At 52.1% G+C, this 23,582-nt stretch carries 25 protein-coding genes and 4 pseudogenes; 18 read left to right on the top strand and 11 right to left on the bottom strand.

Going from position 1 to position 23,582, the window contains the following annotated elements:
- Positions 1 to 47 precede the first annotated feature (47 nt).
- The gene (locus ABLV30_RS15915; RefSeq protein WP_025106357.1) at positions 48 to 1,205 is read right to left on the bottom strand and encodes an iron-containing alcohol dehydrogenase; all 1,158 of its coding nucleotides are present in this window, start codon (positions 1,203 to 1,205) and stop codon (positions 48 to 50) included.
- A 193-nt stretch (positions 1,206 to 1,398) separates the two neighbouring features.
- On the opposite strand from ABLV30_RS15915, the gene ABLV30_RS15910 reads away from it, so the two are divergent.
- Entirely contained in the window at positions 1,399 to 2,292 is an 894-nt protein-coding gene (locus tag ABLV30_RS15910; RefSeq protein WP_097479414.1) for a LysR family transcriptional regulator, read from the top strand.
- A 136-nt stretch (positions 2,293 to 2,428) separates the two neighbouring features.
- Here the strand turns inward: ABLV30_RS15910 and ABLV30_RS15905 are convergent, their stop codons facing one another.
- Together ABLV30_RS15905 and ABLV30_RS15900 are read right to left on the bottom strand one after the other, a co-directional pair.
- Positions 2,429 to 3,244, bottom strand: a complete 816-nt coding sequence (locus ABLV30_RS15905) for an APH(3')-I family aminoglycoside O-phosphotransferase (RefSeq protein ID WP_049083576.1) — start codon at positions 3,242 to 3,244, stop codon at positions 2,429 to 2,431.
- A gap of 145 nt (positions 3,245 to 3,389) precedes the next feature.
- A pseudogene (locus tag ABLV30_RS15900) lies at positions 3,390 to 3,491 on the bottom strand (amino acid ABC transporter substrate-binding protein); the annotation flags it as partial.
- A gap of 76 nt (positions 3,492 to 3,567) precedes the next feature.
- Here ABLV30_RS15900 and ABLV30_RS15895 point away from each other — a divergent pair.
- A complete protein-coding gene (locus ABLV30_RS15895; protein ID WP_038423437.1) occupies positions 3,568 to 3,921 on the top strand; it encodes a nuclear transport factor 2 family protein in 354 nt (117 codons plus the stop codon).
- A gap of 468 nt (positions 3,922 to 4,389) precedes the next feature.
- On the opposite strand, the gene ABLV30_RS15890 is transcribed toward ABLV30_RS15895, so the two are convergent.
- The gene (locus ABLV30_RS15890) at positions 4,390 to 5,154 is read right to left on the bottom strand and encodes an SDR family NAD(P)-dependent oxidoreductase (protein ID WP_122117843.1); all 765 of its coding nucleotides are present in this window, start codon (positions 5,152 to 5,154) and stop codon (positions 4,390 to 4,392) included.
- 95 nt (positions 5,155 to 5,249) lie between these two features.
- Positions 5,250 to 6,272, bottom strand: coding sequence for an alpha/beta hydrolase (locus tag ABLV30_RS15885; protein ID WP_265799930.1), 1,023 nt, complete (start codon positions 6,270 to 6,272; stop codon positions 5,250 to 5,252).
- Positions 6,273 to 6,614: 342 nt separating this feature from the next.
- On the opposite strand from ABLV30_RS15885, the gene ABLV30_RS15880 reads away from it, so the two are divergent.
- Both ABLV30_RS15880 and ABLV30_RS15875 read left to right on the top strand, forming a co-directional pair.
- Positions 6,615 to 7,514, top strand: coding sequence for a LysR family transcriptional regulator (locus ABLV30_RS15880; RefSeq protein WP_025106362.1), 900 nt, complete (start codon positions 6,615 to 6,617; stop codon positions 7,512 to 7,514).
- Positions 7,515 to 7,605: 91 nt separating this feature from the next.
- Complete coding sequence (locus ABLV30_RS15875; protein ID WP_049079832.1) at positions 7,606 to 8,505, top strand: LysR family transcriptional regulator; 900 nt, start codon at positions 7,606 to 7,608, stop codon at positions 8,503 to 8,505.
- A gap of 90 nt (positions 8,506 to 8,595) precedes the next feature.
- Here ABLV30_RS15875 and ABLV30_RS15870 read toward each other — a convergent pair.
- Positions 8,596 to 9,394 (bottom strand): annotated as a pseudogene (locus ABLV30_RS15870) (ISNCY family transposase); the annotation flags it as partial.
- A 188-nt stretch (positions 9,395 to 9,582) separates the two neighbouring features.
- Here ABLV30_RS15870 and ABLV30_RS15865 point away from each other — a divergent pair.
- Positions 9,583 to 9,804, top strand: coding sequence for a hypothetical protein (locus tag ABLV30_RS15865; protein ID WP_224227213.1), 222 nt, complete (start codon positions 9,583 to 9,585; stop codon positions 9,802 to 9,804).
- A gap of 8 nt (positions 9,805 to 9,812) precedes the next feature.
- Positions 9,813 to 10,562, top strand: coding sequence for a hypothetical protein (locus tag ABLV30_RS15860; protein WP_049079834.1), 750 nt, complete (start codon positions 9,813 to 9,815; stop codon positions 10,560 to 10,562).
- A 127-nt stretch (positions 10,563 to 10,689) separates the two neighbouring features.
- On the opposite strand, the pseudogene ABLV30_RS15855 reads toward ABLV30_RS15860, so the two are convergent.
- A pseudogene (locus tag ABLV30_RS15855) lies at positions 10,690 to 11,722 on the bottom strand (ISNCY family transposase).
- 313 nt (positions 11,723 to 12,035) lie between these two features.
- Positions 12,036 to 12,872, bottom strand: coding sequence for an AraC family transcriptional regulator (locus ABLV30_RS15850; protein ID WP_348865621.1), 837 nt, complete (start codon positions 12,870 to 12,872; stop codon positions 12,036 to 12,038).
- Here ABLV30_RS15850 and ABLV30_RS15845 point away from each other — a divergent pair.
- The 9 genes from ABLV30_RS15845 (at position 12,844) to ABLV30_RS15805 (ending at position 19,235) form a co-directional block, all read left to right on the top strand.
- Positions 12,844 to 13,737, top strand: a complete 894-nt coding sequence (locus ABLV30_RS15845) for a transporter (protein WP_265799924.1) — start codon at positions 12,844 to 12,846, stop codon at positions 13,735 to 13,737. The two genes, ABLV30_RS15850 and ABLV30_RS15845, sit on opposite strands and share 29 nt — an antisense overlap.
- On the top strand, positions 13,738 to 14,274 hold the full coding sequence (locus tag ABLV30_RS15840) for a group 1 truncated hemoglobin (RefSeq protein ID WP_224262171.1): 537 nt from the start codon (positions 13,738 to 13,740) through the stop codon (positions 14,272 to 14,274).
- 135 nt (positions 14,275 to 14,409) lie between these two features.
- Positions 14,410 to 15,924: an amidase gene (locus tag ABLV30_RS15835; protein WP_049079836.1), complete on the top strand. Its 1,515-nt coding sequence runs from the start codon at positions 14,410 to 14,412 to the stop codon at positions 15,922 to 15,924.
- Positions 15,925 to 15,947: 23 nt separating this feature from the next.
- Entirely contained in the window at positions 15,948 to 16,556 is a 609-nt protein-coding gene (gene nthA / locus ABLV30_RS15830; RefSeq protein WP_265799922.1) for a nitrile hydratase subunit alpha, read from the top strand.
- A gap of 15 nt (positions 16,557 to 16,571) precedes the next feature.
- Positions 16,572 to 17,225, top strand: coding sequence for a nitrile hydratase subunit beta (nthB, locus tag ABLV30_RS15825; protein WP_025108349.1), 654 nt, complete (start codon positions 16,572 to 16,574; stop codon positions 17,223 to 17,225).
- Complete coding sequence (locus ABLV30_RS15820; RefSeq protein WP_049083582.1) at positions 17,222 to 17,689, top strand: nitrile hydratase accessory protein; 468 nt, start codon at positions 17,222 to 17,224, stop codon at positions 17,687 to 17,689. Before nthB ends, ABLV30_RS15820 begins: the two co-directional genes overlap by 4 nt.
- Positions 17,686 to 17,895: a CbtB-domain containing protein gene (locus tag ABLV30_RS15815; protein ID WP_004850884.1), complete on the top strand. Its 210-nt coding sequence runs from the start codon at positions 17,686 to 17,688 to the stop codon at positions 17,893 to 17,895. Before ABLV30_RS15820 ends, ABLV30_RS15815 begins: the two co-directional genes overlap by 4 nt.
- Before the next feature lie 10 nt (positions 17,896 to 17,905).
- Complete coding sequence (locus ABLV30_RS15810) at positions 17,906 to 18,661, top strand: CbtA family protein (RefSeq protein WP_265799918.1); 756 nt, start codon at positions 17,906 to 17,908, stop codon at positions 18,659 to 18,661.
- Positions 18,662 to 18,665: 4 nt separating this feature from the next.
- Positions 18,666 to 19,235 carry a histidine phosphatase family protein gene (locus ABLV30_RS15805; protein ID WP_064374975.1) on the top strand — a complete coding sequence of 190 codons (570 nt, stop codon included), beginning with the start codon at positions 18,666 to 18,668 and terminating at the stop codon, positions 19,233 to 19,235.
- A 40-nt stretch (positions 19,236 to 19,275) separates the two neighbouring features.
- Here ABLV30_RS15805 and ABLV30_RS15800 read toward each other — a convergent pair.
- Positions 19,276 to 19,355: pseudogene (locus ABLV30_RS15800) on the bottom strand (flavodoxin family protein); the annotation flags it as partial.
- 53 nt (positions 19,356 to 19,408) lie between these two features.
- Positions 19,409 to 20,311: a LysR family transcriptional regulator gene (locus ABLV30_RS15795; protein WP_265799917.1), complete on the bottom strand. Its 903-nt coding sequence runs from the start codon at positions 20,309 to 20,311 to the stop codon at positions 19,409 to 19,411.
- A 135-nt stretch (positions 20,312 to 20,446) separates the two neighbouring features.
- Here ABLV30_RS15795 and ABLV30_RS15790 point away from each other — a divergent pair, with 135 nt between their 5' ends.
- From ABLV30_RS15790 to ABLV30_RS15780, 3 genes are read left to right on the top strand one after another with little or no spacing between them, the layout of a single operon-like run.
- Positions 20,447 to 21,061 carry an NAD(P)H-dependent oxidoreductase gene (locus tag ABLV30_RS15790; RefSeq protein WP_025108354.1) on the top strand — a complete coding sequence of 205 codons (615 nt, stop codon included), beginning with the start codon at positions 20,447 to 20,449 and terminating at the stop codon, positions 21,059 to 21,061.
- Positions 21,062 to 21,064: 3 nt separating this feature from the next.
- A complete protein-coding gene (locus tag ABLV30_RS15785; RefSeq protein WP_227536743.1) occupies positions 21,065 to 22,159 on the top strand; it encodes an LLM class flavin-dependent oxidoreductase in 1,095 nt (364 codons plus the stop codon).
- A 13-nt stretch (positions 22,160 to 22,172) separates the two neighbouring features.
- Entirely contained in the window at positions 22,173 to 23,018 is an 846-nt protein-coding gene (locus ABLV30_RS15780; protein WP_232553316.1) for a pirin family protein, read from the top strand.
- A 116-nt stretch (positions 23,019 to 23,134) separates the two neighbouring features.
- Here ABLV30_RS15780 and ABLV30_RS15775 read toward each other — a convergent pair whose 3' ends face one another.
- On the bottom strand, positions 23,135 to 23,506 hold the full coding sequence (locus ABLV30_RS15775; protein WP_265799913.1) for a DUF2255 family protein: 372 nt from the start codon (positions 23,504 to 23,506) through the stop codon (positions 23,135 to 23,137).
- Between the last annotated feature and the right edge of the window lie 76 nt (positions 23,507 to 23,582).

The following is a 23,582-nucleotide window of genomic DNA, read 5'->3' as shown; positions in this document are numbered from 1 at the left end:
TGCCAGGTGCGCAGGCTTAGCGCCTAATGGAGTAGGTTGTTAGGCAATTAAAGTGCCATATTCAGTATTGTTTCCGCCACTTCAGCAGTAATTTTTCCATGTTCACCTAATGCGATATGCCCATGTTCTTTTAACTTGCCGATAACGGCTGAAATATCTTCCGCGCCCAGACCATAATCAGAAAGTCGGGTTTTAACGCCCATCAGTTCAAAAAATTCCACGGTGGCATTGATAGCCTCATCGGCCATTTTTTCGCTATCAGACTCAGGAATATTCCAGACACGCGCACCGTACTGAGCCAGCTTTTCTGCTTTTTCCTTTTTGCACAAGCGCCATAGTGCAGGCATAACGATAGCGAGGGTACGGGCGTGGTCGATTCCGTATAATGCAGTAATTTCCTGGCCAATCATGTGAGAAGCCCAGTCAGTTGGGACACCTGCGCTCAACATTCCATTCAGGGCCATCGTCGCAGCCCACATGATGTTAGCTCTGGCATCGTAGTTCTGGGGATTTTTAAGGGCTACTGGTCCTTCTTCTTTCAGCGTGCTCAGCAGTCCTTCCGCCAGGCGATCCTGCACCTTAGCGTTAACCGGGTAAGTGATGTATTGCTCAAGAACGTGGACAAAGGCATCAACAACCCCGTTTGCGGTTTGTTGTTCAGGCAGCGTGTAAGTCATTTCCGGTTCGAGCACTGAAAATTTCGGCATAACGTAAGGGGAGGTGAAAAAGAGTTTATCCTGGGTGGTCACCCGATTAATCACCGCCGTGTTATTCATCTCTGAACCCGTGGCCGCCAGTGTCAGCACGCAACCAAAAGGGAGAGCTTGTTTCACCACGCCGCCATAACTCTTGACGATCTCCCATGGATCATTTTCGTAGAGGGCTGCGGCGGCAATAAATTTAGTCCCGTCGATCACTGAACCGCCGCCCACGGCCAGAAGAAAATCAATTTTTTCTGCTCTGACAATCTCAACGGCTTTCATCAGGGTTTCATAATGTGGGTTTGCTTCTACACCGCCAAACTCATAAACCAGGGTGTTTGTCAGGGACTCTTTTACGCGTTTCAATATACCGTGTTTTATAACGCTGCCCCCGCCATAGACAATCATGACCTTTTTACCCTGCGGGACTTCTTGTGCTAACGCAGAAATTTGATCGCGACCAAAAAGAATTTTTACCGGATTATGATAGATAAAATCTTGCATAATGATTACCTCATTTTCAGAATTAAAAGCCGTCACTACAACGAGGACATATTCACGTCGTGGAATATAAAGTACCATTTTAAATTTTATTTATTAATCAACATAAATTTCACTTACTTGTGAAATTTATTTGATAATTAATGACAGGCTGGTACGCTGACGTCTCCAGTAGGGACCGAGGAGGAGGAATCGTGTGGATGAATTAAAGGTTTTTTTAACAGTGGCCAGGCTGAAAAGCTTTACCAAAGCCGCAGCTGAAATAGGTGTGACACCCTCAGCCATCAGCCACACGGTGAAATCTCTTGAGGAAAGGCTTGGGATCCGCCTGCTGGCCAGAACCACCCGCAGTATCTCCACTACGGAAGCAGGTGAAAGGCTCATTAACGAAGTTGGCCCGTTAATGGAACAGGTTGATGATGCTATTAGTCGGTTGAGTGAGCTTAGGGAAAAACCCACTGGCGTCATACGCCTCACGGCGGCAGATGATGTTATCCAGTATTTGATCCGTCCTGTATTACCGGACTTTCTGAGTCGCTACCCAGATATTCAGATTGAAATCGGCATTGACTATGGATTTGCAGATATTGTTGATCAGCGTTTTGATGCCGGGATTCGTCCGGGCGATGTTCTGAATAATGATATGATTGCCGCAAAAATAAGCCAGAACTGGCGCCAGCTTGTTGTTGCTGCACCAGATTATTTTAAGCGTTATGCTAAGCCCAGGAAGCCGCAGGATCTTTTGAACCACAACTGCATTAACGTCCGCTATTCTGATACGAGTGGATTGTACGCCTGGGAATTCGAGAAAGATGCTCAGAAATTCAGTCTGAAAGTCAAAGGGCAATATATTGCGAACAGCACGATTCATCAGCTCGATGCAGCATTAGACGGGCTGGGGATTGCCTATATTCCCGAGTATGTTGCAGATGGATATATCAAAAGCGGCAAGCTGATTGCTGTTCTGACCGAGTGGTGTCCATATTTTGACGGCTACCATATTTATTATCCTCACCGCCGACAGGATTCTCCTGCGTTTATGGCTTTTCTGCAAGTTTTGCGTGACAGGTACAATAATGGAATAAGATAAATTTATGAGTAAAGGATTATGTCCACGATAAGCACCTGGGTCGATTCCTGGGAGGCGGCCATGAGGGTAGGGAAGCGCCGTCCCGTCAAGTCAGCGTAATGCTCTGCCAGTGTTACAACCAATTAACCAATTCTGATTAGAAAAACTCATCGAGCATCAAATGAAACTGCAATTTATTCATATCAGGATTATCAATACCATATTTTTGAAAAAGCCGTTTCTGTAATGAAGGAGAAAACTCACCGAGGCAGTTCCATAGGATGGCAAGATCCTGGTATCGGTCTGCGATTCCGACTCGTCCAACATCAATACAACCTATTAATTTCCCCTCGTCAAAAATAAGGTTATCAAGTGAGAAATCACCATGAGTGACGACTGAATCCGGTGAGAATGGCAAAAGCTTATGCATTTCTTTCCAGACTTGTTCAACAGGCCAGCCATTACGCTCGTCATCAAAATCACTCGCATCAACCAAACCGTTATTCATTCGTGATTGCGCCTGAGCGAGACGAAATACGCGATCGCTGTTAAAAGGACAATTACAAACAGGAATCGAATGCAACCGGCGCAGGAACGCTGCCAGCGCATCAACAATATTTTCACCTGAATCAGGATATTCTTCTAATACCTGGAATGCTGTTTTCCCGGGGATCGCAGTGGTGAGTAACCATGCATCATCAGGAGTACGGATAAAATGCTTGATGGTCGGAAGAGGCATAAATGCCGTCAGCCAGTTTAGTCTGACCATCTCATCTGTAACATCATTGGCAACGCTACCTTTGCCATGTTTCAGAAACAACTCTGGCGCATCGGGCTTCCCATACAATCGATAGATTGTCGCACCTGATTGCCCGACATTATCGCGAGCCCATCTATACCCATATAAATCAGCATCCAGGTTGGAATTTAATCGCGGCCTCGAGCAAGACGTTTCCCGTTGAATATGGCTCATAACACCCCTTGTATTACTGTTTATGTAAGCAGACAGTTTTATTGTTCATGATGATATATTTTTATCTTGTGCAATGTAACATCAGAGATTTTGAGACACAACGTGGTTCCCGCCATGTGAAAATTCGGCCAGACCAACATCATTCTGGCGCTCCGAAAGAAGGGATATTCGCCGCCGTGACCAGCCTGAAGCGGGTCGCATAATCTTTGGCCGCTTCGTAGTCGAGGAACATGGCATCGAGCGTGCCAATAAATTTTGAGCTTGATAGGATTTTGATGTTATGCTATGGAAAAGGATTATTTACAGGTCTGGAGGTAATTTATATGACGCCAAAAGAAATACTTTGCCAATGGGTTGACGCATTTAATAATGCAGATGTAGAAACTATTTCAGAATTATATGATGATAATGCAATAAACCATCAGGTAGCCAATGAGCCAGTTATTGGGAAAGAGGCTATAAAGAAAATGTTTGAACAAGATTTTTCTTTTCCAGAAATGGTTTGTATAGTTGAAAACATTTTCGAAGATGGACAATGGGCAATTTTAGAGTGGCGTGCCCCATTAGGTTTGAGGGGTTGCGGTTTTTTTCAAATAGTAAATAATAAAATTATATTTCAAAGAGGCTATTGGGATAAGCTATCTTTCTTAAAACAGCACAATTTACCTATTGAATAAAATTCATATATACCTTATATGAATAGCTTGCAAATTTCTTAAAGTGTGCATTAAGGGAAGCATAATAACTTCCCTTAACCAATCTGTGGATTCTTTACACCATCGTATAATGTGATCCTGCTTTTCCAGGTAGCCCCGGGTGGCCTCAAAATAGGTGAATGTCGATTCCGGTTTTACAAATCGAAGCTGCATCAGGTGGCTCGTCGCGTCGTCGACGTAGATCAGTGCGGTACAGGCGGGTGCACGGTTCTGCTTAGTGCCCCGATTAATGCAGGAGAGTTATGAAAGCGAAGGTTTGTTGCGTTTAGTACAAAGGTTACGCCAGTAATCCCGTTGAAGGGGAAGGGCTTAAACGGGAAGGATGACCGCACACGCAGTTTTATGAGTAAAGTTGAAAAAGCCCTGATAAACAGGGCCGTGTTTCAATGAGGGAAAACAAACAAAGGGTAATAATCAGGGCATCCATGCTTAGCGCATGGTCAGGCCACCATCAATCGAAATTGACTGACCTGTTACGTAGGACGACGCATCACTGGACAACCAGAGGACCGCATCGGCGATTTCTTCCGGATTACCATGACGCTGCAACGGAACGGCTTTCACCATGGCTTCCAGAGCTTCCTTCTGGCCCGAAGCGACCATCGCATCGACCATTGGCGTCCAGATAAGACCCGGACAAACTGCATTCACACGGATGTTCCGGCCGGCGTATTCAAGTGCTGCACTTTTGGTCAGGCCCAGCACACCGTGCTTCGCGGCGTGGTAGTTTGCACGTTCTGCTCCGCCCACAATTCCGCCGATAGAAGAACAGTTAACGATGACACCACTTTCCTGCTTGCGCATCTGCTGAAGTTCATACTTCATGCATCCCCACACGCCCCGGAGGTTCACGGCATTAACGCGATCAAAGTCCTCCACGGTGGCGTCCGCGATTTCAACAAGTTTATTCTGTACACCGGCATTATTAAAAGCGATATCCAGATGGCCGTAAGTGGAAACAGTGAACTGAACCATCGCTTCGACTTCATCAAGGTTTGCCGCATTACAGGTAAACGATTTAGCTTCAAAACCACGGGAAATCAAATCATTTGCGGCCTTATTTACCAGCTCTGAATTAATATCCGCTAACACAACGGCAGCGCCCGCTTCGGCATAAGCTCGTGCAGTTGCAAAGCCAATACCGGACGCGGCACCGGTGACCAGCGCAACTTTATTTTTCAGTGAAAGATTCATAATTTTTTCCTCTTAATATTAAGTCAGCAGAATGACCATCCGATTAATTCAGGCCTTCATTCTGCTTGTTCACATATACCTGCGTGAGGTTATGATTAAAGGTTTTTGCTAAAGAACTCTGCCAGTTTATTTAAGGCAGGGTTAACAAATTTTGGCTTGTCATATAAATCAAAATGTGAAGCGCCTGGAATAATAACCAGCTCCTTCGGCTCTTTCGCTCTGTCATAGGCTTGCTGGCTGAATTTTCTTGTTTCAGCTTTTTCTCCGGCAATTAACAGCACCGGACGGGGGGAAATCAAATCTATATGCTCCAGTGGATAGTAGGCCATATGGAGTCCGGTGCTCGTGACGACATAACGGTTATTGGCATTCGGATGCGCGCCTCTCGGCGTCAGGTAATAATCGGTCGCCTCCCGGACAAAGTTAGGCGTACTGGCATTTAACTTATCCCGGGAAGGCAGCAACTGCTGAACCAGCACCGGCGCACCGCTGGCCTCTTTGTTCAGTTGTTCATCCACGCTTTGCATTAACTTCGTTCTGTCGCTTGCCGTAACCGGCAGGCCTTCAATACCGTTGCGGGTCGCATCGCCAATGTCGTAAGTGACGACACCGGCAACAGCCCTGACGCGTAAATCATTCTGCGCTTCGTGCAGCGTATAGCCTCCACCGGCACAGATCCCCAGAGTACCAATGCGGCTGGCATCAACCTGCGGCAGGCTGGCAAGATAGCCTACGGCGCTGCGGATATCCTGTACGCGATCGGACGGATTTTCCAGGTCACGTGGCAACCCACCGCTTTCTCCATAATGTGAGGCATCATAAGCCAGAGTAATAAATCCGCGCTTTGCCAGTTGTTGCGCATAAAGCCCGGACGTCTGTTCTTTCACACCGCCCCAGGGATGAGAGACTACGATCGCCGGATATTTCCTGGCGCTGTCATAATCAGGCGGAAAATATAAATTGCCCGCCATGGTGATGCTGCCATTTTTAAACGTCACTTTTTGCGACCCCAAAACATTGACGCCCTCCGCAACAGTTGAAGGGATTTTTTGTGCAGCCATAACAGAGCCTGCCGCCAGCAGCGAAGCACACAAAAGAGAAACCTTAATTAAGGACATAGCATTACCTCATTGATGATTATTGACAGTAGCCACTGTATAAGCCGAAAGCACAACCTGAACCGCATGTAATATATTAAAATACAGGTGACTTTATTTTTTTTCAGGGACTCAAAGCCAGCCGGAGAATATCAGTGCTGATATAATTTCCAGGCAGGTAGATAAAAAATTTATTGAAGAGTAGCCAGTGGTTAATAATGTACATGATGCGGGCTCAGCTAACCACCCAGCCTCGTTTCTTGCATTCATAAATGAAATTCATCAATGTCCGTGATACCTTATTCACATGAGCAGGAGACACTGTCGTTGTCCGGAGGGATACACAGTCGGTGAGAGAGGAAGATGGCAAGAGAAGGGTTCAGTGAATTAATCGCACTCATAGCAGTTGCCCAGACGGGCAGTTTTACTCGTGCAGCGGCTCAGTTGGGAGTGACACAACCTGCTCTCAGCGCAAGCATACGCGGGCTTGAGGAACGGCTGGGAGTGCGTCTTGTACTGCGCAGTACACGAAGTGTTGCGCTCACGATGGCGGGTCAGCATCTCGTAGATCGTCTGGTACCGGAGTTTGATCAGATCACGAATGAGCTGGAATCGCTCAATGACTTACGCGACAAACCTACTGGAACACTGCGCATTACCGCCATTGACTACGTGATACGCTCGGTTCTGTGGCCCCGGTTAACACCTTTTTTGAAACAGTATCCGGACATTACCGTTGAGCTTATCAGCGAGTATGAAAGCGTTGATATTGCGGCCCGGGGATATGATGCCGGCGTCCGGTTTGGGGCCGATCTGGCCCAGGATATGATTTCCGTTCGCATCAGTACAGATGTTAAGAATGCGGTTGTTGGTTCAGCAGAGTATTTTACGCGCCACCCGATCCCGCAACATCCGACCGAACTGAGCCAGCACAGCGGGGTACGTTTACGTATGTCCACGTACGGTGGGTTGTATGACTGGGAGTTTGTTGAGGGCAAGCGTGAGTTCAGCGTCAAAATCAACGGGCCGGTAATATGTAATAACGTTTACGACATACTGGAGGCAGTCAGACGGGGTTTCGGTCTGGCTTATCTACCGCTGGATATGGTACAGCCATTGCTTGACAGCGGAGAACTGGTTTCTGTGCTCCAGGAGTGGTGCCCTCTCTGGCCAGGGCTGCACCTTTACTACCCAAACCGGCGACAGCATTCCAGAGCCATGAGCCTGATGGTGGAGGCGCTCCGCTTTCATGCTAATGACTGAACCGGACGTCACTTCAGCCCTTAAAACCAGAGCACTGGATAACCACTTCATGTTATTAAACAGATTTTCTCCAGAGAACAGGTGACGAACCATGTCAGGCGAAATATTCCGGGATCTTATCGCATTTATTACCATCGCCCGGCACAGAAGCTTTACCAGAGCGGCCGCTGAGCTTGGCGTTTCGCAATCAGCATTAAGCCATACCATTCGCAATCTGGAAGAGCGGATCGGGCTGCGTCTGTTGATAAGAACCACACGCAGCGTTTCCCCGACGGAGGCCGGAAAAAGGTTGCTGGAACGCGTGTCGCCCAGGCTGGACACAATTGCCAGTGAGCTGACCTCCATCAGGGATTTGAGCCGCACCATTGCGGGCACGGTGAGAATGACTGTCTCCGATTTTGCCTATAAGACTTTTGTATGGCCACGCCTCAGCGAAACGCTGCGCCATTATCCGGACGTCAGGCTTGAGCTCTCTCTTGATACAGCGCTGACCGATATTATTACGGAGAGATTTGATGCCGGTATCAGGGACGGTGATTCGCTTGGCAAAAATATGGCATCTGTGCGTATCAGCCCGGATTTACGTTATTCAGCAGTTGCCTCTCCCGGTTATGTTCAGGATAAAGGACTGCCGCCTTCACCCGGTGCTTTGGCTCAGTATTCCTGTATTAATACCCGCTTTACGCCTGGGGGAAGCACAACGCCATGGATACTGAAGGAAAATGAAATCGGGCAGATTTTCCGGCCTGCGGGCCATCTGGTCTTTAATTCATATTATGCTGCGATGGATGCGGCGCTGGCGGGTTACGGAATTGCCTTTTTACCGGAGATACTCAGCCAGCCATGGCTGGATGCAGGAAAACTTCTGCCGATCCTGCCTGAATGGTGGGCAGAACGACCGGGTTTTTATATTTACTATCCGGGTGAACGTCAGCTGTTGCCTGCGCTCTCCATGATTGTTGAAACGCTGCGATATGAGCCGCCAGTATAATGCCATTTCTGCTCAGAACCGCCTGACCTGGGAAGCAATGGACGGCCAGTCGCAGAGATTTATTCTCCGTTGGTTTTCTCCGTCTCCGCGAGGGCCATCCCCGGCAGGGAGTGCCTGAGACCGGTTATTGTCGCGTTTGTCCTTAACCAGCTTAATAAACTCAAGTGTCCGCCCGAGACGCTTGTTGTCCACGATAGCACCCTGGTCAATTTCCTGAAGGCGATCATAGGTGGAGTAGGGAAGGACGACTCCGTTTAGCCGGAGTTCTTTCCGGCCATCCGGGTGATGCCAGACCTCTATGTATTTCCCGATGGCTTTGCGACTAATTTCACTGTCTTCAATAAGATAGAGCACTTTGTCATACTGAACCGTCAGAGATTTTGAAACGCGGCGCGGTTCCCGCCATGTGAAAAAGGCAGCCAAATCATCATCATGTTCGAGTGGCCGATGCACATCAAAGTCATGTCGGGGAACTTTGGCAAAGCGCCGGTTATATCTGGATCAACTCACCACAACAGGCAAGACGATAACGTGGCTGCTGAATTTTCGGCGCACGTTGTTTGCGGGGGATCCAGAGACCGGCTTTGACCATGAGTGAACGGACAGTCTCTTTGGACAGGTGAACATCGTGCAGTTCTGCGAGTTTCACACATGCAAGCGTCGGCCCAAAGTCGGTATAGCGATCTCGGATTATATTGAGCGCGTACTGTGCAAAACCATCAGGCAGCTGGTTATTTCTGGGTTTTCCTCGACGGCGGTTAGTCATACCAGGCGGGCCAGATTCACGGTAACGCGACAGAAGACGCCGGCACTGACGAGCGGAGATACCCAGGCGCTGCGCGGGCATCTGCGTTGTCAGGTGCCGGTCGACAACATGGGTTAACTTCATCTAAAGTAAAAAACTGCGCTGAATGGGCCAGAGCAGAATCTTTCTGGTGGCCACTGCCAGCGGGAACGGATGTTATCCCGGTTGCTCTGCTTCAGGTGATGGCAGTAATAAAATCTGCATAAATTTTACTCCCCTTCGTCTTAACTCACTGCGATGATTATGGTTTTGGAGATTTAACTTAAGGAAAGATGATGAACATACGTTATCCGGTACGGAAAGCCGACGGACGGGACTATAAGAACTATGACGAGCTGCTGACCGATATCCGCAAAAATGCCCACGGTTGGTGGGTACTTGGCGTGAATCGTTACTGGCACGGGGGGATCCACATCGGGACGTCATCGTCTCCGGCCTCGGTACTGAATCAGGACACGCCGGAAACCCTTCTTTCATATAGTTATTTACATTAGGATGGATGATGAAAAAGGTGGTTTTGTTTTTTGCTATTGTATCTTTCTCTGCTGTGGCTGGTATTACTGACATCACGACAAAGCCAGTTGCATTAACAGCGTTGAAAAAAAACAGTGCTCAATATATTGATATTTGCAAAACGGTCGATGATTTCTGTAAAGACGGGACTTCTATCTGGAAAGAAAAAAATTCCAATGACATCTTTTATTTAACCACTTCACATCTTCAGTTAATGAAGATAAAAAAAGAAGGTGATGTGTATTCTAAAATAGTTTCATGGGATTTTACTAAAGAAGCTAATAATGAGGATGTTCCTGATGATGAACTTACCAAAAGCGATGTATATATATATCCAGCTTTATATCCTTTAAGTAAAGTAAAAACGGCCGTTGCGTTAGTATCGAAATGGTCAACAACTTATTCCGGAGGTGGGCGCGAGGAAGAATACGCAAATTTCATAATGATTAATGATGATGGTACATATCAACCAGCCTTTAAAAATATTCCATTTTCATCAAGAGAAATGATAAAAGCTTGCTTTACCGAAGATGATTATGCAAAACAATCACATTGTCACGATGAGAGTTGGAGCATCTTAAGCCTTAAAATCACCGATGACTCGAAGGATTATTACTCATGGAAGTTCATAACAAAATCATATAATTGGCCTGCATTTAAAGAAAAGTCATCGACTCAAGTAAGTATTAACGAGAGCATTGCATATCCATTCCAACCGCAGCCACAACATAACAAATAACCCCCCATCCTTATGGGATGCGCATAATGTAGTACGCATTATAATAAGCAGGCCGCAGCGAAGCGGCCTGCTTACACAGAACGTTATAGTGCAAACCTCAAGTCTCAAATGGATCTTTTACAGAAAGTCATCGTCCGGTTCTGGCTCTCTTGCCAAAAATCTCCTCTGACTGCGACTGGAGTTGCTTAAGCGCTTCGAGCATGTCGTCGTTATTCAGTGACCGCTGGGATTTTTTCCCTTCCTGTCTGGGCCGTCGCCGGGAAGGGCCATCACCAGAAGGAACGGACTGAGAGCGCGTGTTATCTCGTTTGCTCTGCACCAGACTGATAAATTCCAGAGCACGGCCAAGTCGTTTATTATCCACAATTTCGCCCTGGTCGACTTCTGACAGCCGGTCATAGGTAGAGTAGGGAAGTGTCTCACCATTCAGGCGTAACTCTTTACGACCATCGGGGTAGTGATACACGTCGATGTATTTACCAATAGCACGGCGGCTCAGCTCGCTGTCTTCAATCAGGTACAGCATTTTATCGTACTGTATCGTCAGCGATTTTGAGACTTTGCGATGTTCCCGTACTGTGAAAATAAGATCCAGATCTTCGTCATGTTCAACCACACGATGCACGTCAAAGTCATGTCGGGGCTCTTTGCCAAAACGACGGTTATAGTCAGCAATATAGGCTTCAGCAAAGGCATTTGCAGCCTCAATTGAGTTGATACCCTGTAACCAGCGCCAGCGGTTTGCCATGCTTATCAATATAATGGCGTGTGGCTTCGAAGTAAGAAAACGTGGACTCAGATTTGACGAACAAAAGCTCCATGATTTTACTGGTTGCATCATCAACGTGTACAGGCTGGTCCTCGGCCTTCAAACCAGTCATGATCGCAGCCATCGATTTGTATCAATCCGCCCGTACACGGACGCCGGTAACGTGGCTGAGGGATCCTTGCGGCGCGTTGTTTGCGGGGGACCCATAAACCAGCCCGGACCATAATACGCCGTACGGTTTCTTTGCCGAGAAACTCCGACATTGTCTGTCGCTGATACCGAGGTGTTCAGCTGCACGACGCGTGGTCATACGACGTTCGATAACGTCCTGGATAATCTTGACCCGGTTGATCTCTTTCAAAGTAAACACTCCTGAGCTTTCTGCGCTCATGATATGCCTCCCGGTAGTTTAAACGGACCAGTGAAGCTTACCATAACGCGGACATCTGAATTGAGCTACAGGCGGACATTACTATTGAGCCCCTACAATGTTGGTGCGCATAATGTATATTATGTTAAATGCCATTAAAGAAACCGAGTCTGCCGCAATGCGCCCCCATATCCTTACCTTACCCCGCGCTAAGCCGGGATATTCAAATCATTTCCCGTCGCTAAAGAACTAACGCCATCGTGTCATCCACCTGCCGCCGCAACGCCTGGGAGCGCCTTCCGTCACGCGCAGCTCGCACTCATATCGCGCAGACTCAGGAGTCTGACCCGGTGTGCCTGTTCGATGGCGTCGCTCCCTGCTGCTCTTTGGGCAATAATGAGCGAGGCGAGATGCCAAAGGCTTTGCGGAAGGCGTGGCTGAAATGAGAGAAATCAGAGAAGCCGAAATCCAGCGCCGCCTGGGACACGCTACTGACTCGTCCGCGTTCGAGGGCCTCTCGGCTCGCTCGCAGCCTCTCCTGCCAAATCACGGCCATCGGCGTTTTTTTGTGGCGGGCGAAAGCACGCGTGACGGTGCGAATGGATACATGGTGCGCCCGAGCCAGGCTCTCAATGTTCAAATCTGGATCGACAAGCTGCCGCCGAATGTAAATCATCATCCTGGCGTACAGATCGCGCTCAGCACTCACGTTATCCAGATCCTGCAATTCCAGACTCAGCACCAGCAGATCCAGCATCGTCTGGGAGAAACGGCCAGAAATATCTGGGTTGTCCAGACACGCGGGCATCGCTGTCGCCTGACGCAGCATTTCACGCAGTGGAATCACGCCGGGCCGACTGTCGTCCAGTACCATAGCGGTGAGCGTTTCAATCCTCGGCAAACGACAACTCAGCAGATGCCGCGGGATCCGCACCAGGTGGTTATCGCCCCCACCCAGGCTGAAACTGAACGTCTGCGCGGCGTCGTATAACACCAGACTATCCGCCGCCAGCGCCGCCTTGCGCCCTCCCTGTTCAAGCAAGTACGCAGCAAATTTCTCCCTAATATCTGTAACCGTAAGGTCTTCCGGCCACGTTGGTACCGGGAAATAAACAAGAGATATCAGACATGAGGGTAACGTTATGACTGTTAGTGGCACCACATCTCGCATCAGCCTGGTCGCCTGCACACTCTGGCTGGCGACGATCCCGGCCCATGCGGTCGATCTCAACTCACAGGATCTCATTCCGGCTCCTGCCGGTACCGATGCCATTCTGGCGTATTTCACCTACGCCACGCGAGACAGCTTTACCCCCACAGGTGGCGACGAAATTAAGCAAGGCACCGGGCTGGACTCCTTCGTCAGCATCTTTCGTTACGTCCACTATATGGATGTGGGGGGCTTCACGGTCGCGCCGCAGGTGCTGATGCCCTACGGACGTCTTTTTAACGGCTCCCTGGGCGGTGCCCGCCTCGATTCCGCCAGCGGCCTGGGCGACCCCATTCTGGCCGCCCCGGTCTGGCTGGTGAACAACCCCAGCACCACCTTCGCCCTCGTGCCCTACCTGTACGTCCCTGCCGGTTCCTACGATGCCGGGCGCATGCTCAACGTCGGTGAGAACCGCTGGAAGTTCGATCTGCAGCTTGGCGGCGTGCAGCAGCTTGGTAACGGTTTCGCCACGCAGCTGTCCGCTGATGCGATGTGGTATGGCGACAACGACGATGCCACGGGCATCGGCACCGGTCGCCTCAAACAAGACAACACCTATCAATTTCAGGGCTGGGTAAGCTGGACGCCGCCCGCAGACACCACCTGGACCGTCTCCGCTGGTTACGCCAAATTGTGGGGCGGTAAACAGCAGATCGACGGCGTCGAGAACGGACAAGCGACGCGTTCGGAGCAGGTAAGGCTGGAATTGTCGAAATTCATCACCCCCACGGTGCAAGTGCAGGGCTTGCTCCAACGCGACATCAACGTCGATGGCGGTTTTAAGGAAGATCTCCACACCACCCTGCGCGTGATGAAACTGTTCTGATTGAACAGAGACCTATGCACCCCCTTCCACTCACATGTTACGGAGAAATCCACCATGAGCGAACAGCAGCAAAAGCCGTCTCTCTATGAACGTCTCGGCGGATATGACGCCGTCTACGCCTTCGCAGGCGAAGTGTTGAAGACCTGTATGAAGCATCCCGACATCGGCCATATCTGGGCGCACGTGTCCGAGTCTTCATTTCAGAAAGAGCATATCAACTTCGTTGATTTCTTGTGCAAGCACTGGGGTGGCAACACCGTCTATCGGGGACGAGATATGGTGACCGCGCACCGCGGCATGGGGCTGACCGAGGTGCACTGGAAAGCCGTATTCGAGTCTATCGACGAGTGTTACGAAAACTTCAATGTACCGCAGGATATTCGTGAAGAGGTCAACGCTTTCCTGACCCAATTCAAGCCCGCGGTCATCGGCAGTCCTTCGTATCGCGACGTGGTGCTCTCACATCCGGACATGGACGTGACCAAAGGCATGAAAAGTGTCGGTATCCACTGGCCTAAAGCCGATAAGCCGTCTTAACACCTTACGGACACCCGCAGGCTGCGCGGGTGTCCATTTCAGCCAAACGACTGACCCGGATAACCAAGTCAGGATGGCATTCCGGGCTTATGTTCAAGACAGGCGCATGAGCAAACACAGAAAAAAGGAAACAACATGGCTATTCAACGTCCCACTGCTGAACAACTCCAGGAGCTTGCCGGTCGGCTGCATATCAGCCTGACGCCGGCGCAGGCCGAGGAATATCTGGCGGTGATGCAGGCTAACTTCGACGCTTACGATCTGATCGACTCCCTTCCCGACGATATCCCGGAGGTCCGCTATCCGCGCGCCGCCGGCTATCGTCCGACTGGCGAGGACAATCCGCTCAATGCCTGGTATTACAAAACGGAGGTAAAAGGTGCAGCGACTGGCGCGCTGGCCGGGCGGACCATCGCTCTGAAAGACAATGTCTCGCTCGCCGGCGTACCGATGATGAACGGCGCCTCCACGCTCGAAGGTTTCGTCCCATCCTACGACGCGACCGTGGCCACCCGCCTGCTGGATGCCGGGGCGACGATTCTCGGCAAAGCCACCTGCGAGCACTTCTGCCTCTCCGGCGGCAGCCACACTTCCGACCCGGCCCCGGTGCACAATCCCCATCGTCATGGCTATTCCTCCGGCGGTTCGTCCTCCGGCAGCGCCGCACTGGTGGCGGCTGGCGAAGTGGACATGGCGATAGGCTGCGATCAGGGCGGTTCCATCCGTATCCCTTCCGCCTTCTGTGGTACCTACGGCATGAAACCGACCCACGGTCTGGTGCCTTACACGGGCATCATGCCGATTGAGGCGACCATCGACCACGCCGGTCCCATCACCGCCAACGTGCGCGACAACGCGCTGATGCTGGAAATCATCGCCGGAAGTGACGGGCTTGACCCGCGTCAGTACGCGCCCGTTGTAGAGAGCTATACCGCCGCCCTCGGAAAAGGTGTGCGCGGCCTGAAAATCGGCATTCTGACCGAGGGATTCCAGTTGCCGAATATGGACCCGCAGGTAGAAACGAAGGTGCGGGACGCCATCGCCCGCCTGCAAGCACTGGGCGCCATCGTTAGCGAAATTTCCGTGCCGGAACACAATCTGGCGGGCGCGCTTTGGTCGCCTATCGGCTGCGAAGGTCTGACCGCCCAGATGATGCACGGCAACGGCATGGGTTTTAACTGGGAAGGCCAGTACGACGTCAGCCTGCTGGACAAACACGCGCAATGGCGCGACAGCGCGGATGCCCTCTCCCCGTCGCTCAAAGTTTGCATGTTCGTCGGCCAGTATGGGCTGGAGCGCTATAACGGTCGCTACTACGCCAGAGCGCAGAATATCGCGCGTCGGGCCCGCGCCGGCTACGACCGGGCCCTGAGCGATTTCGACCTGCTGGTGATGCCTACCGTGCCTGTCCTCGCTCAGCCGATACCAGGCCCGGACTGCTCCATCACCGAATACATCTCGCGCGCTTTCGAAATGATCGGTAACACCGCTGCGCAGGACATCACCGGTCACCCGGCCATGTCTATCCCCTGTGGCATGGTCGACGGACTTCCGGTTGGCATGATGCTGGTAGGACGTCATTACGCTGAAAACACGCTCTATCAGGCCGCCGCCGCTTTCGAAGCCTGCGGTGACTGGCGGACGTTTTAACCTTAACTCTCGGGAAGCCTAAAATGAGCCATAAACACGACCACGACCATACCCAACCCCCCGTTGATATCGAGCTACGCGTCCGCGCACTGGAATCCCTGCTGCAGGAAAAAGGCCTGATCGAACCGGCTGCGCTGGATGAGCTGATTGACACCTACGAGCACAAAGTCGGCCCCCGAAACGGCGCACAGGTTGTCGCCAGAGCGTGGAGCGACCCGGAATACAAACGTCGACTGATGGAAAACGCCACTGCCGCTATTGCTGAACTGGGTTTCTCCGGAATACAGGGCGAAGACATGCTGGTCGTGGAGAACACGCCGGACGTGCACAACGTCACCGTTTGTACGCTCTGTTCCTGCTACCCCTGGCCGGTACTGGGTCTGCCGCCGGTGTGGTACAAATCAGCGCCCTATCGTTCGCGTATCGTCATCGACCCGCGCGGCGTTCTCGCCGAGTTCGGGTTACACATACCAGAAAACAAAGAGATTCGCGTCTGGGACAGCAGCGCCGAGCTGCGCTATCTGGTCCTGCCTGAACATCCGGCAGGCACGGAAGGCTGGAGCGAAGCGCAGTTGAGCGAACTCATCACGCGCGATTCGATGATTGGCACCGGTGTGGTTAGCGCACCATAACGAAAGGAGAAAACCATGAACGGGATACATGATCTGGGGGGGATGCACGGCCTTGGCCCGATCCCTACCGAGGAAAACGAGCCCTATTTCCATCATGAGTGGGAACGCCGGGTATTTCCTCTGTTCGCCTCGTTGTTCGTCGGCGGACACTTTAACGTCGATGAATTTCGCCACGCCATCGAACGTATGGCGCCGACCGAATATCTGCAGTCGAGCTACTACGAGCACTGGCTGCATGCATTCGAAACGCTGCTGCTGGCAAAGGGGGTGATCACCGTTGAAGAACTGTGGGGTGGCGCGAAGCCTGCCCCCTGCAAGCCTGGCACACCTGTGCTGACGCAGGAGATGGTGTCGATGGTGGTCAGCACCGGCGGGTCTGCTCGGGTCAGTCACGATGTTGCGCCCCGCTTCCGGGTGGGCGATTGGGTACGAACGAAAAATTTCAACCCGACCACCCATACCCGCCTGCCACGCTACGCACGCGATAAAGTCGGTCGCATAGAGATCGCTCACGGTGTGTTTATCACGCCAGATACTGCGGCGCACGGGCTGGGCGAACATCCCCAGCATGTTTACAGCGTCAGTTTCACCGCGCAGGCGCTGTGGGGAGAGCCGCGCCCTGACAAAGTGTTCATCGATCTGTGGGACGACTATCTGGAGGAAGCATGAATACGGTAGCACAACACGATTACGCCGCCCTCGGGTTACCGCGCGATGAGGAAGGGCCGGTGTTCGATAAGCCCTGGCAGGCAAAAGCGTTCTCCCTGATAGTCCATCTCCACCGGGCCGGGCTATTCCCGTGGGCAGAATGGGTACAGACATTCAGTAAAGAGATCAACGCGGCGCCGGCGCAACCGGGTGAAAGCGCGAATGATGCCTACTATCGTCAGTGGACGGCGGCGATGGAAAACATGATGACGGCACTCAACCTGACGGTGCCGGATGAAATCAGCCGACGGACGCAGGAGTGGCGCAAGGCGTATCTCAACACGCCCCACGGCCAGCCGATTGTACTGGCGAACGCCAGTTGCCCGCCGGCACATAGCCATCATCACCTTTCGCCGGGCGTGCCGGTCACGGTGAGTCCGGCACTCGCTACCAACAGCAAAATCGATAATGGAGTTACACCATGAGTGATATCACCCTTAATGCCCACACCCCGGCTGCTCCCATTCCTGTCGCGAAACTGCTGCCCTGGGCGCTGTTCACCGCCCTGCTGGCGCTGCTGGCCATCTATTTCGTTGGCGCAGAGCAAGGCGCAACGTCGATGTTTTCCGGCACGCAGGTGCATGAATTCTTCCACGACGCACGTCATCTGCTGGGCTTTCCCTGCCACTGAGGAGGCGGAAATGATTGGCAAACTGTTATTTAAAGGGATGATGGCCGGCGTTCTGGCCGGGATGGTGGCATTTGCCTTTGCACACCATTTCGGCGAGCCGCAGGTCGATCGCGCGATTGGCCTGGAAAAAAGCATATCAGCTCACGCTCACCATCTCGGCGCGTCAGCAGACGGCGAAGAAGAAGAGGTGTTTAGCCGACAGACCCAGTCCGGGATTGGCCTGATGACCGGCATGGCGCTGTTTGGCGCCGCGCTGGGTGGCGGTCTGGCGCTGGCGTGGGCCTTTAGCTACCAGCGCTTTGGGCCATCGGACCCGCGTGTGCTGGCGTTGTGCCTGGCGCTGGCCGGCTTCCTGGCAATGAGCCTGATGCCAGGTCTGAAATACCCGCCCAATCCGCCCGCAGTCGGCAACCCGGAGACTATCGGCTATCGTACCGGGCTCTATTTCGTCATGATGTTGCTTTCTATCGGCATCGTCATCGCGGCCGCGTGGTTATCACATCAGCTCACGCCGCGCCTCGGCAGAGGGAATGCGATGATGTGGGCAACGCTGTTCGCCGTGGCGCTGATGCTCGTGGTTTGTGCCCTGATGCCGACAGTGAACGAAGTCTCCGACCACTTCCCGGCGGACCTGCTATGGCGTTTCCGCATAAGTTCCTTCGGCACGCATCTGGTGCTCTGGGGCGTCATCGGCGTGGCTTTCGGTGCTTTAGCCGAACGCACGCCGACGACACGCGAACATCGCCCGGCCTTCCGGCGCGGTTAACAACATGAGAGCGTCGCTAACGCTGATTTGTCAGGGAGAAACGGCAGCCTCCAGAGGTTCACACTTTCCCTGTGATGACCCTCTGGAGGCGCGGGAGTGGCAACGGGCGCGCCAGCTACAAAGCAGTGTCGCCCGTTATCACCGCGTCTGGTTCTCCCCGGACGCCGCCGCCAGGCAAACCGCCGCAGCGCTCTCTTTACAGGGTACGCCAGTGACGGAACTGGCGGAGCCCGACTACGGCATCTGGGCCGGTCGGCCAGTGCATGAGGTGATGATGCAAGACGCCGAAGCGTTCCAGGCCTGGCTGGAGGGTGCCGCTCCCCCGGGCGGAGAGTCACGTGCTCAGCTGCTGGCGCGCTGTGGCAGTTGGCTGGCTAAACACGTCGATATTCGAGGTCGCCACTGTGCCATTGCGCCTGCCGCCGCAATCCGCGCCACGATCGTCGACGTTCTCGGCGCCCCGCTTCACTCATTTGCGCGTATCGACATCCACCCGCTGAGCATCACCGAGTTGCGCAGCGACGGACGACGCTGGAATTTGTGTTTATTAAAGGGCCACATAAATAGTGAATAGACCACGTTCAGCCAGCGGACGGACGTCTGTCACATTTTTAACCCTTCCATAAATCAGGTCCGACACTCCCCTCGTGTCATTCATATACGCTTTCATCATGGGGATGATATTGAACCAGTGGTTTCAAGATTACGCGAACCACCATTGAGCTGAAGTACCAGCCAGTAATATGGCTACCTGTGGCTGGAGCAGGCCATTATTTGGTCGATAAGCCAGCGGCCTGCCTGGCCTGGCGGATTATCCACACGATACACTGCTGACATCAACATACTGACCCCACCCTGAGGTTCTTCCTCAATGGCCAGACGTACGAGGCGACCACTATCCAGATCGGTCTGCACGGTGTGGAGAGGCATTCCTCCCCAGCCCAGTCCATTAAGCAGGAATGCGCGCTTGGCAAACAGGTCCGCGAGTTTCCATGTTTTGGGAGACATTACGCCAAAATCGCGCCCTTTTGAATGTTCAGAACGATCGGTCAGTACCAGCTGAACATGCTTTGCGAGTTCACTCTGCGGGATTGGGCCTGGATACGCTGCCAGTGGGTGCTCTGCCGCAGCTACCATTGCAAAAGGAATATTCACCAAAGGTTCAGTGATGATTCCGGGGGGCGTCAATGGCAGGAAACCAACAATACCCACCGTGGCTCGTCTATCCAGTACGGGCTGGAAAGTAGCGCCAAGAGCTTCTACATACACATGAAGCGGTACTGCCGGGAACTGTTGACGAAACTCTTTAGCGACTCCCGCAAGGGCATCAATAGGAAAAAAGACATCCACAACCACAGCAAGTTCGGGTTCCAGTCCGGCCGCAATGCCTTTTGCCTGGGATTTCATGGCATCCACAATAGAAACGGCTTTTCGCGCGCTAACAAGCAATGCCGAGCCTGCAGGTGTCAGCAATGGATAGCGCCCTGAGCGATCGAATAAGGTGACACCTAATTGCAGTTCCAGTCCACGCACAAGCTCACTGGCTGCTGACTGAGCCCGGCCAAGACGACGGGCAGCGGCCGAGAAGCTCCCTTCATCTACAGCAGCAACAAATGTTCGAAGCTGGTCGAGCGATATTCCGTCAAGCATAAACCCTCACCAATGTATCTGAATTCAAGATGGTATCCATAAGATTATAACGGCTTTTCAGATGCATTCGTAGGTGCAATTATGGTGGCGCACTATTTTTTACGTTGACCACAGTCCACTCACCGGAGATTTAATATGACTACTATTCTGCATATCGACTCGAGCATCCTGGGTAGCAACTCTGTCAGCCGCAGCCTGACTGCTGAAATCGTCGCTAAAGAAGTGAAATTAAACCCTGGAGCCACACTTCTGCGACGCGATCTTGTTGCAGATGAATTACAGCATTTGAGCCCTGCCCATCTGGCTGTGTTTCAGGGAAATACACCGACTTCAGAATCGTTAGCGAACGACATCGCTCTGGGCAGCACCTACATCGATGAGTTGTTCTCAGCGGATATCATTATTATTGGCGTTCCGATGTACAACTTTTCGCTTCCGAGCCAACTCAAGGCATGGCTGGATCGTGTACTTGTCGCGGGGAGGACATTCCACTACACCGCGAATGGTCCGGAAGGTCTGCTTCCAGCAGGTAAAAAAGTGTATATCGCTTCAACTCGCGGTGGCGTTTACAGCGGTACCAGCCCTGTCGCCCATCTTGACCATCAGGAAACGTTGCTTACCGCTGCGCTTAATTTCATCGGACTCTCTGACATCACCATTTTTCGTGCGGAAGGTCTTGCTCTGGGAGATGACGCCAGAGCAACGGCACTTGCCAGGGCGAAGAACGAGGTTGAAACAACGGTTATCTGACCCATGACCGGGGTTACGTTGAAAAATCGGCACAAGGAGTTAAATGTGGAAATAGGCATAAACAGTTTCGCTTCACTTTTACCTGAAAGGAACAACGGACGCATACCTAATCCGGCAGAACGTCTTGCGGCATTACTGGAGGAAATCACTCTTGCCGACGAGGCTGGTATAGATGTGTTCGGTGTCGGTGAACATCATCGTACTGATTTCGCCGATTCGTCACCTGCGGTCATTCTTGCGGCCGCCGCCGCACGAACGAAAAAAATCAGACTAACCAGTGCGGTATCGGTTCTCAGTACGGTTGATCCGGTGAGGTTGTTTCAGGACTTCTCCACCCTGGATCTGCTCTCGCAGGGCCGTGCCGAAATCACCGTTGGTCGTGGTTCTTTTGCAGAAGCTTATTCGCTATTTGGTCACTCCAGGGATGACTATGACGCTCTATTTACAGAGAAGCTTGGACTTTTGCAGCAACTTGTCAGGGAAACACACATCACATGGTCAGGCCGTTACCGTCCAGCGCTTACGGGCCAGGGCGTCTATCCCCGGCCAATGCAGAATCCGCTGCCGGTCTGGGTAGGTGTTGGCGGGACACCGCACTCCTTCATCCGGGCCGGAGCTGCGGGTCTGCCGCTGATGGTGGCGCTTATCGGGGGCAGACCCGATCGTTTCCGGCCATTAATCGACCTCTACCGGCAGGCCGGTATTCGTGCCGGCTACCATCGCGAGCAGCTTAGGGTGGGGCTACATGTTACCGGCTTTGTGGCTGACTCCGCGAAAGCAGCAAAAGACGCGTTTTACCCAGGCTGGCTGCATGCTTTCACACAAGTGGGCAAAGAGCGCGGTTGGGGGCCAGTGACGCGTGAGCAATTTGATGCCTCCTGTAGCCCTGATGGTGCATACCTCGTTGGCGATCCGCCAAGCGTGATAGCCAAAGCACAGGCAATATCGACATCACTGGGCGGTATTGACCGGCTGTCATTTCAGATGAGTGCTGCCACTGCAGGATCTGAGGCAATGGGTCATTCAATCAAACTTATCGGACACGAAGTGGCTGCGGCCCTTCGTGAAAAAAAGCACACAGCCAGAATTGTATATTGAAGGAAAATCTATCATGACCGATTCTCTTGAGAGCCAGGGCGTGAATCGCGCCATTGCCTACCGTACGAAGGGCCATCGATTAGGCCCCATTACGCGATTACTGAGCCCGGATGATCTGGGAGATGATATCAAGCCGTTTGTTTTTCTTGATTTGTTTGAGTTCTTCCCACCGTATAACCGTGGTTTTATACCTCATTCACATTCAGGTATTGCAACCCTTACGGCCTTCTTTGAAGGTGGTATGACTTACGGGGATACCACAGGAAAACAAGGTTCCATGTCTGATGGTTCTGTGGAGTGGATGCGAGCAGGTAGTGGGGTCTGGCATGCGGGTGAGCCCTTACCGGGGAAAGTCATGCGAGGTTTTCAGCTCTGGGTGGCTTTACCGCCTGAACTGGAACTGGCATCGGCAGAAAGCCTTTATTTCGAAGCTGAAGCTATTATGCACGATGGCCCAGCCCGTATTTTACTGGGACAGTACAATGGCAGGACCAGTCCAGTCCCTTCACCAGCATCAATGACTTATCTGCACGTGCGGCTTTCAGATGGTCAGAAGTGGACTTATCAGCCGCAGGCAGATCATGATATCGCATGGCTGGCAACTAACGCCGGGCAACTGGAGATCGGAAATACTCTGCTCGAACGTGAGCTGGCAATTTTCGCAGAAGGTCATGGGGCTATCAGCATCACGGCTCATGAAGCGGCCGAATTTGTGATCGGTTCAGCGGTCAAACACCCTTACCCTCTCATCCGGGAGGCTTCCTCTGTCCATACAAACGCGGCTTCGCTGGCAGAAGGAGAACGAACTATCGCCTCTATTCGCAACAGCCCGTCATTCAGTGCGCTTATATCGCGCTGATAACTCTCATCGATATTCAAAGAAAAATCATGTCACGCCGTAGTCATACTCATAAAACTGTCGCCATCACTGGCGGCAGTCCCGCCTGAAAATGTCGTATTTCTGCGGCATGGCATTCACGAAGGTAATATCTCAACCGTGGCCGCTCTGGCGCGAGCTCCCGTCATTGCGGAAACATAGCTGCTGCCGGAATATTTTATCTGGTAGGACCGATCGATTTTACTTTCAAGAGCCGGGTCCGCGGGTTTTGCGAACCGTACGTCGAATTCCTGCCCGATAGCCACTATCTTACCCGCCCGTTGAGACAGTGCTGCCTGATACCATTTTGAACGGGTACCGCTATAGGCACGGACGAAAAGTCGGTTATCCACCGTCACTTCCCAAATCCATGTTGGCGTGCCGGTGGTATTCATATCGGGACGGTACGGCGCGATTTTCAGGTCGTCCGCCGCATCTATTTTTGCTAAAAGCTCGCGGTTCCAGAGCATAAACCTTTCCTCTTTTCTATACGTTATTTCGTATATTATAAAGTTGGTAACACTGCGTCGGAGAATATCGAACGGT

Origin of the sequence: Klebsiella sp. CN_Kp113 (assembly GCF_040064585.1) — a bacterium.
GTDB classification, from domain to species: domain Bacteria; phylum Pseudomonadota; class Gammaproteobacteria; order Enterobacterales; family Enterobacteriaceae; genus Klebsiella; species Klebsiella michiganensis.
This window is presented reverse-complemented; position numbering and strand designations above follow the sequence as displayed.

What these genes read in the sequence shown, in the direction of transcription:
- ABLV30_RS15915 (WP_025106357.1), bottom strand. Translation starts at nt 1,205, where the DNA reads ATGCAAGATTTTATCTATCATAATCCGGTAAAAATTCTTTTTGGTCGC.
- ABLV30_RS15905 (WP_049083576.1), bottom strand. Translation starts at nt 3,244, where the DNA reads ATGAGCCATATTCAACGGGAAACGTCTTGCTCGAGGCCGCGATTAAAT.
- ABLV30_RS15895 (WP_038423437.1), top strand. Translation starts at nt 3,568, where the DNA reads ATGACGCCAAAAGAAATACTTTGCCAATGGGTTGACGCATTTAATAAT.
- ABLV30_RS15890 (WP_122117843.1), bottom strand. Translation starts at nt 5,154, where the DNA reads ATGAATCTTTCACTGAAAAATAAAGTTGCGCTGGTCACCGGTGCCGCG.
- ABLV30_RS15885 (WP_265799930.1), bottom strand. Translation starts at nt 6,272, where the DNA reads ATGTCCTTAATTAAGGTTTCTCTTTTGTGTGCTTCGCTGCTGGCGGCA.
- ABLV30_RS15880 (WP_025106362.1), top strand. Translation starts at nt 6,615, where the DNA reads ATGGCAAGAGAAGGGTTCAGTGAATTAATCGCACTCATAGCAGTTGCC.
- ABLV30_RS15875 (WP_049079832.1), top strand. Translation starts at nt 7,606, where the DNA reads ATGTCAGGCGAAATATTCCGGGATCTTATCGCATTTATTACCATCGCC.
- ABLV30_RS15865 (WP_224227213.1), top strand. Translation starts at nt 9,583, where the DNA reads ATGATGAACATACGTTATCCGGTACGGAAAGCCGACGGACGGGACTAT.
- ABLV30_RS15860 (WP_049079834.1), top strand. Translation starts at nt 9,813, where the DNA reads ATGAAAAAGGTGGTTTTGTTTTTTGCTATTGTATCTTTCTCTGCTGTG.
- ABLV30_RS15845 (WP_265799924.1), top strand. Translation starts at nt 12,844, where the DNA reads ATGACTGTTAGTGGCACCACATCTCGCATCAGCCTGGTCGCCTGCACA.
- ABLV30_RS15850 (WP_348865621.1), bottom strand. Translation starts at nt 12,872, where the DNA reads ATGCGAGATGTGGTGCCACTAACAGTCATAACGTTACCCTCATGTCTG.
- ABLV30_RS15835 (WP_049079836.1), top strand. Translation starts at nt 14,410, where the DNA reads ATGGCTATTCAACGTCCCACTGCTGAACAACTCCAGGAGCTTGCCGGT.
- nthA (WP_265799922.1), top strand. Translation starts at nt 15,948, where the DNA reads ATGAGCCATAAACACGACCACGACCATACCCAACCCCCCGTTGATATC.
- nthB (WP_025108349.1), top strand. Translation starts at nt 16,572, where the DNA reads ATGAACGGGATACATGATCTGGGGGGGATGCACGGCCTTGGCCCGATC.
- ABLV30_RS15820 (WP_049083582.1), top strand. Translation starts at nt 17,222, where the DNA reads ATGAATACGGTAGCACAACACGATTACGCCGCCCTCGGGTTACCGCGC.
- ABLV30_RS15815 (WP_004850884.1), top strand. Translation starts at nt 17,686, where the DNA reads ATGAGTGATATCACCCTTAATGCCCACACCCCGGCTGCTCCCATTCCT.
- ABLV30_RS15810 (WP_265799918.1), top strand. Translation starts at nt 17,906, where the DNA reads ATGATTGGCAAACTGTTATTTAAAGGGATGATGGCCGGCGTTCTGGCC.
- ABLV30_RS15805 (WP_064374975.1), top strand. Translation starts at nt 18,666, where the DNA reads ATGAGAGCGTCGCTAACGCTGATTTGTCAGGGAGAAACGGCAGCCTCC.
- ABLV30_RS15795 (WP_265799917.1), bottom strand. Translation starts at nt 20,311, where the DNA reads ATGCTTGACGGAATATCGCTCGACCAGCTTCGAACATTTGTTGCTGCT.
- ABLV30_RS15790 (WP_025108354.1), top strand. Translation starts at nt 20,447, where the DNA reads ATGACTACTATTCTGCATATCGACTCGAGCATCCTGGGTAGCAACTCT.
- ABLV30_RS15785 (WP_227536743.1), top strand. Translation starts at nt 21,065, where the DNA reads ATGACCGGGGTTACGTTGAAAAATCGGCACAAGGAGTTAAATGTGGAA.
- ABLV30_RS15780 (WP_232553316.1), top strand. Translation starts at nt 22,173, where the DNA reads ATGACCGATTCTCTTGAGAGCCAGGGCGTGAATCGCGCCATTGCCTAC.
- ABLV30_RS15775 (WP_265799913.1), bottom strand. Translation starts at nt 23,506, where the DNA reads ATGCTCTGGAACCGCGAGCTTTTAGCAAAAATAGATGCGGCGGACGAC.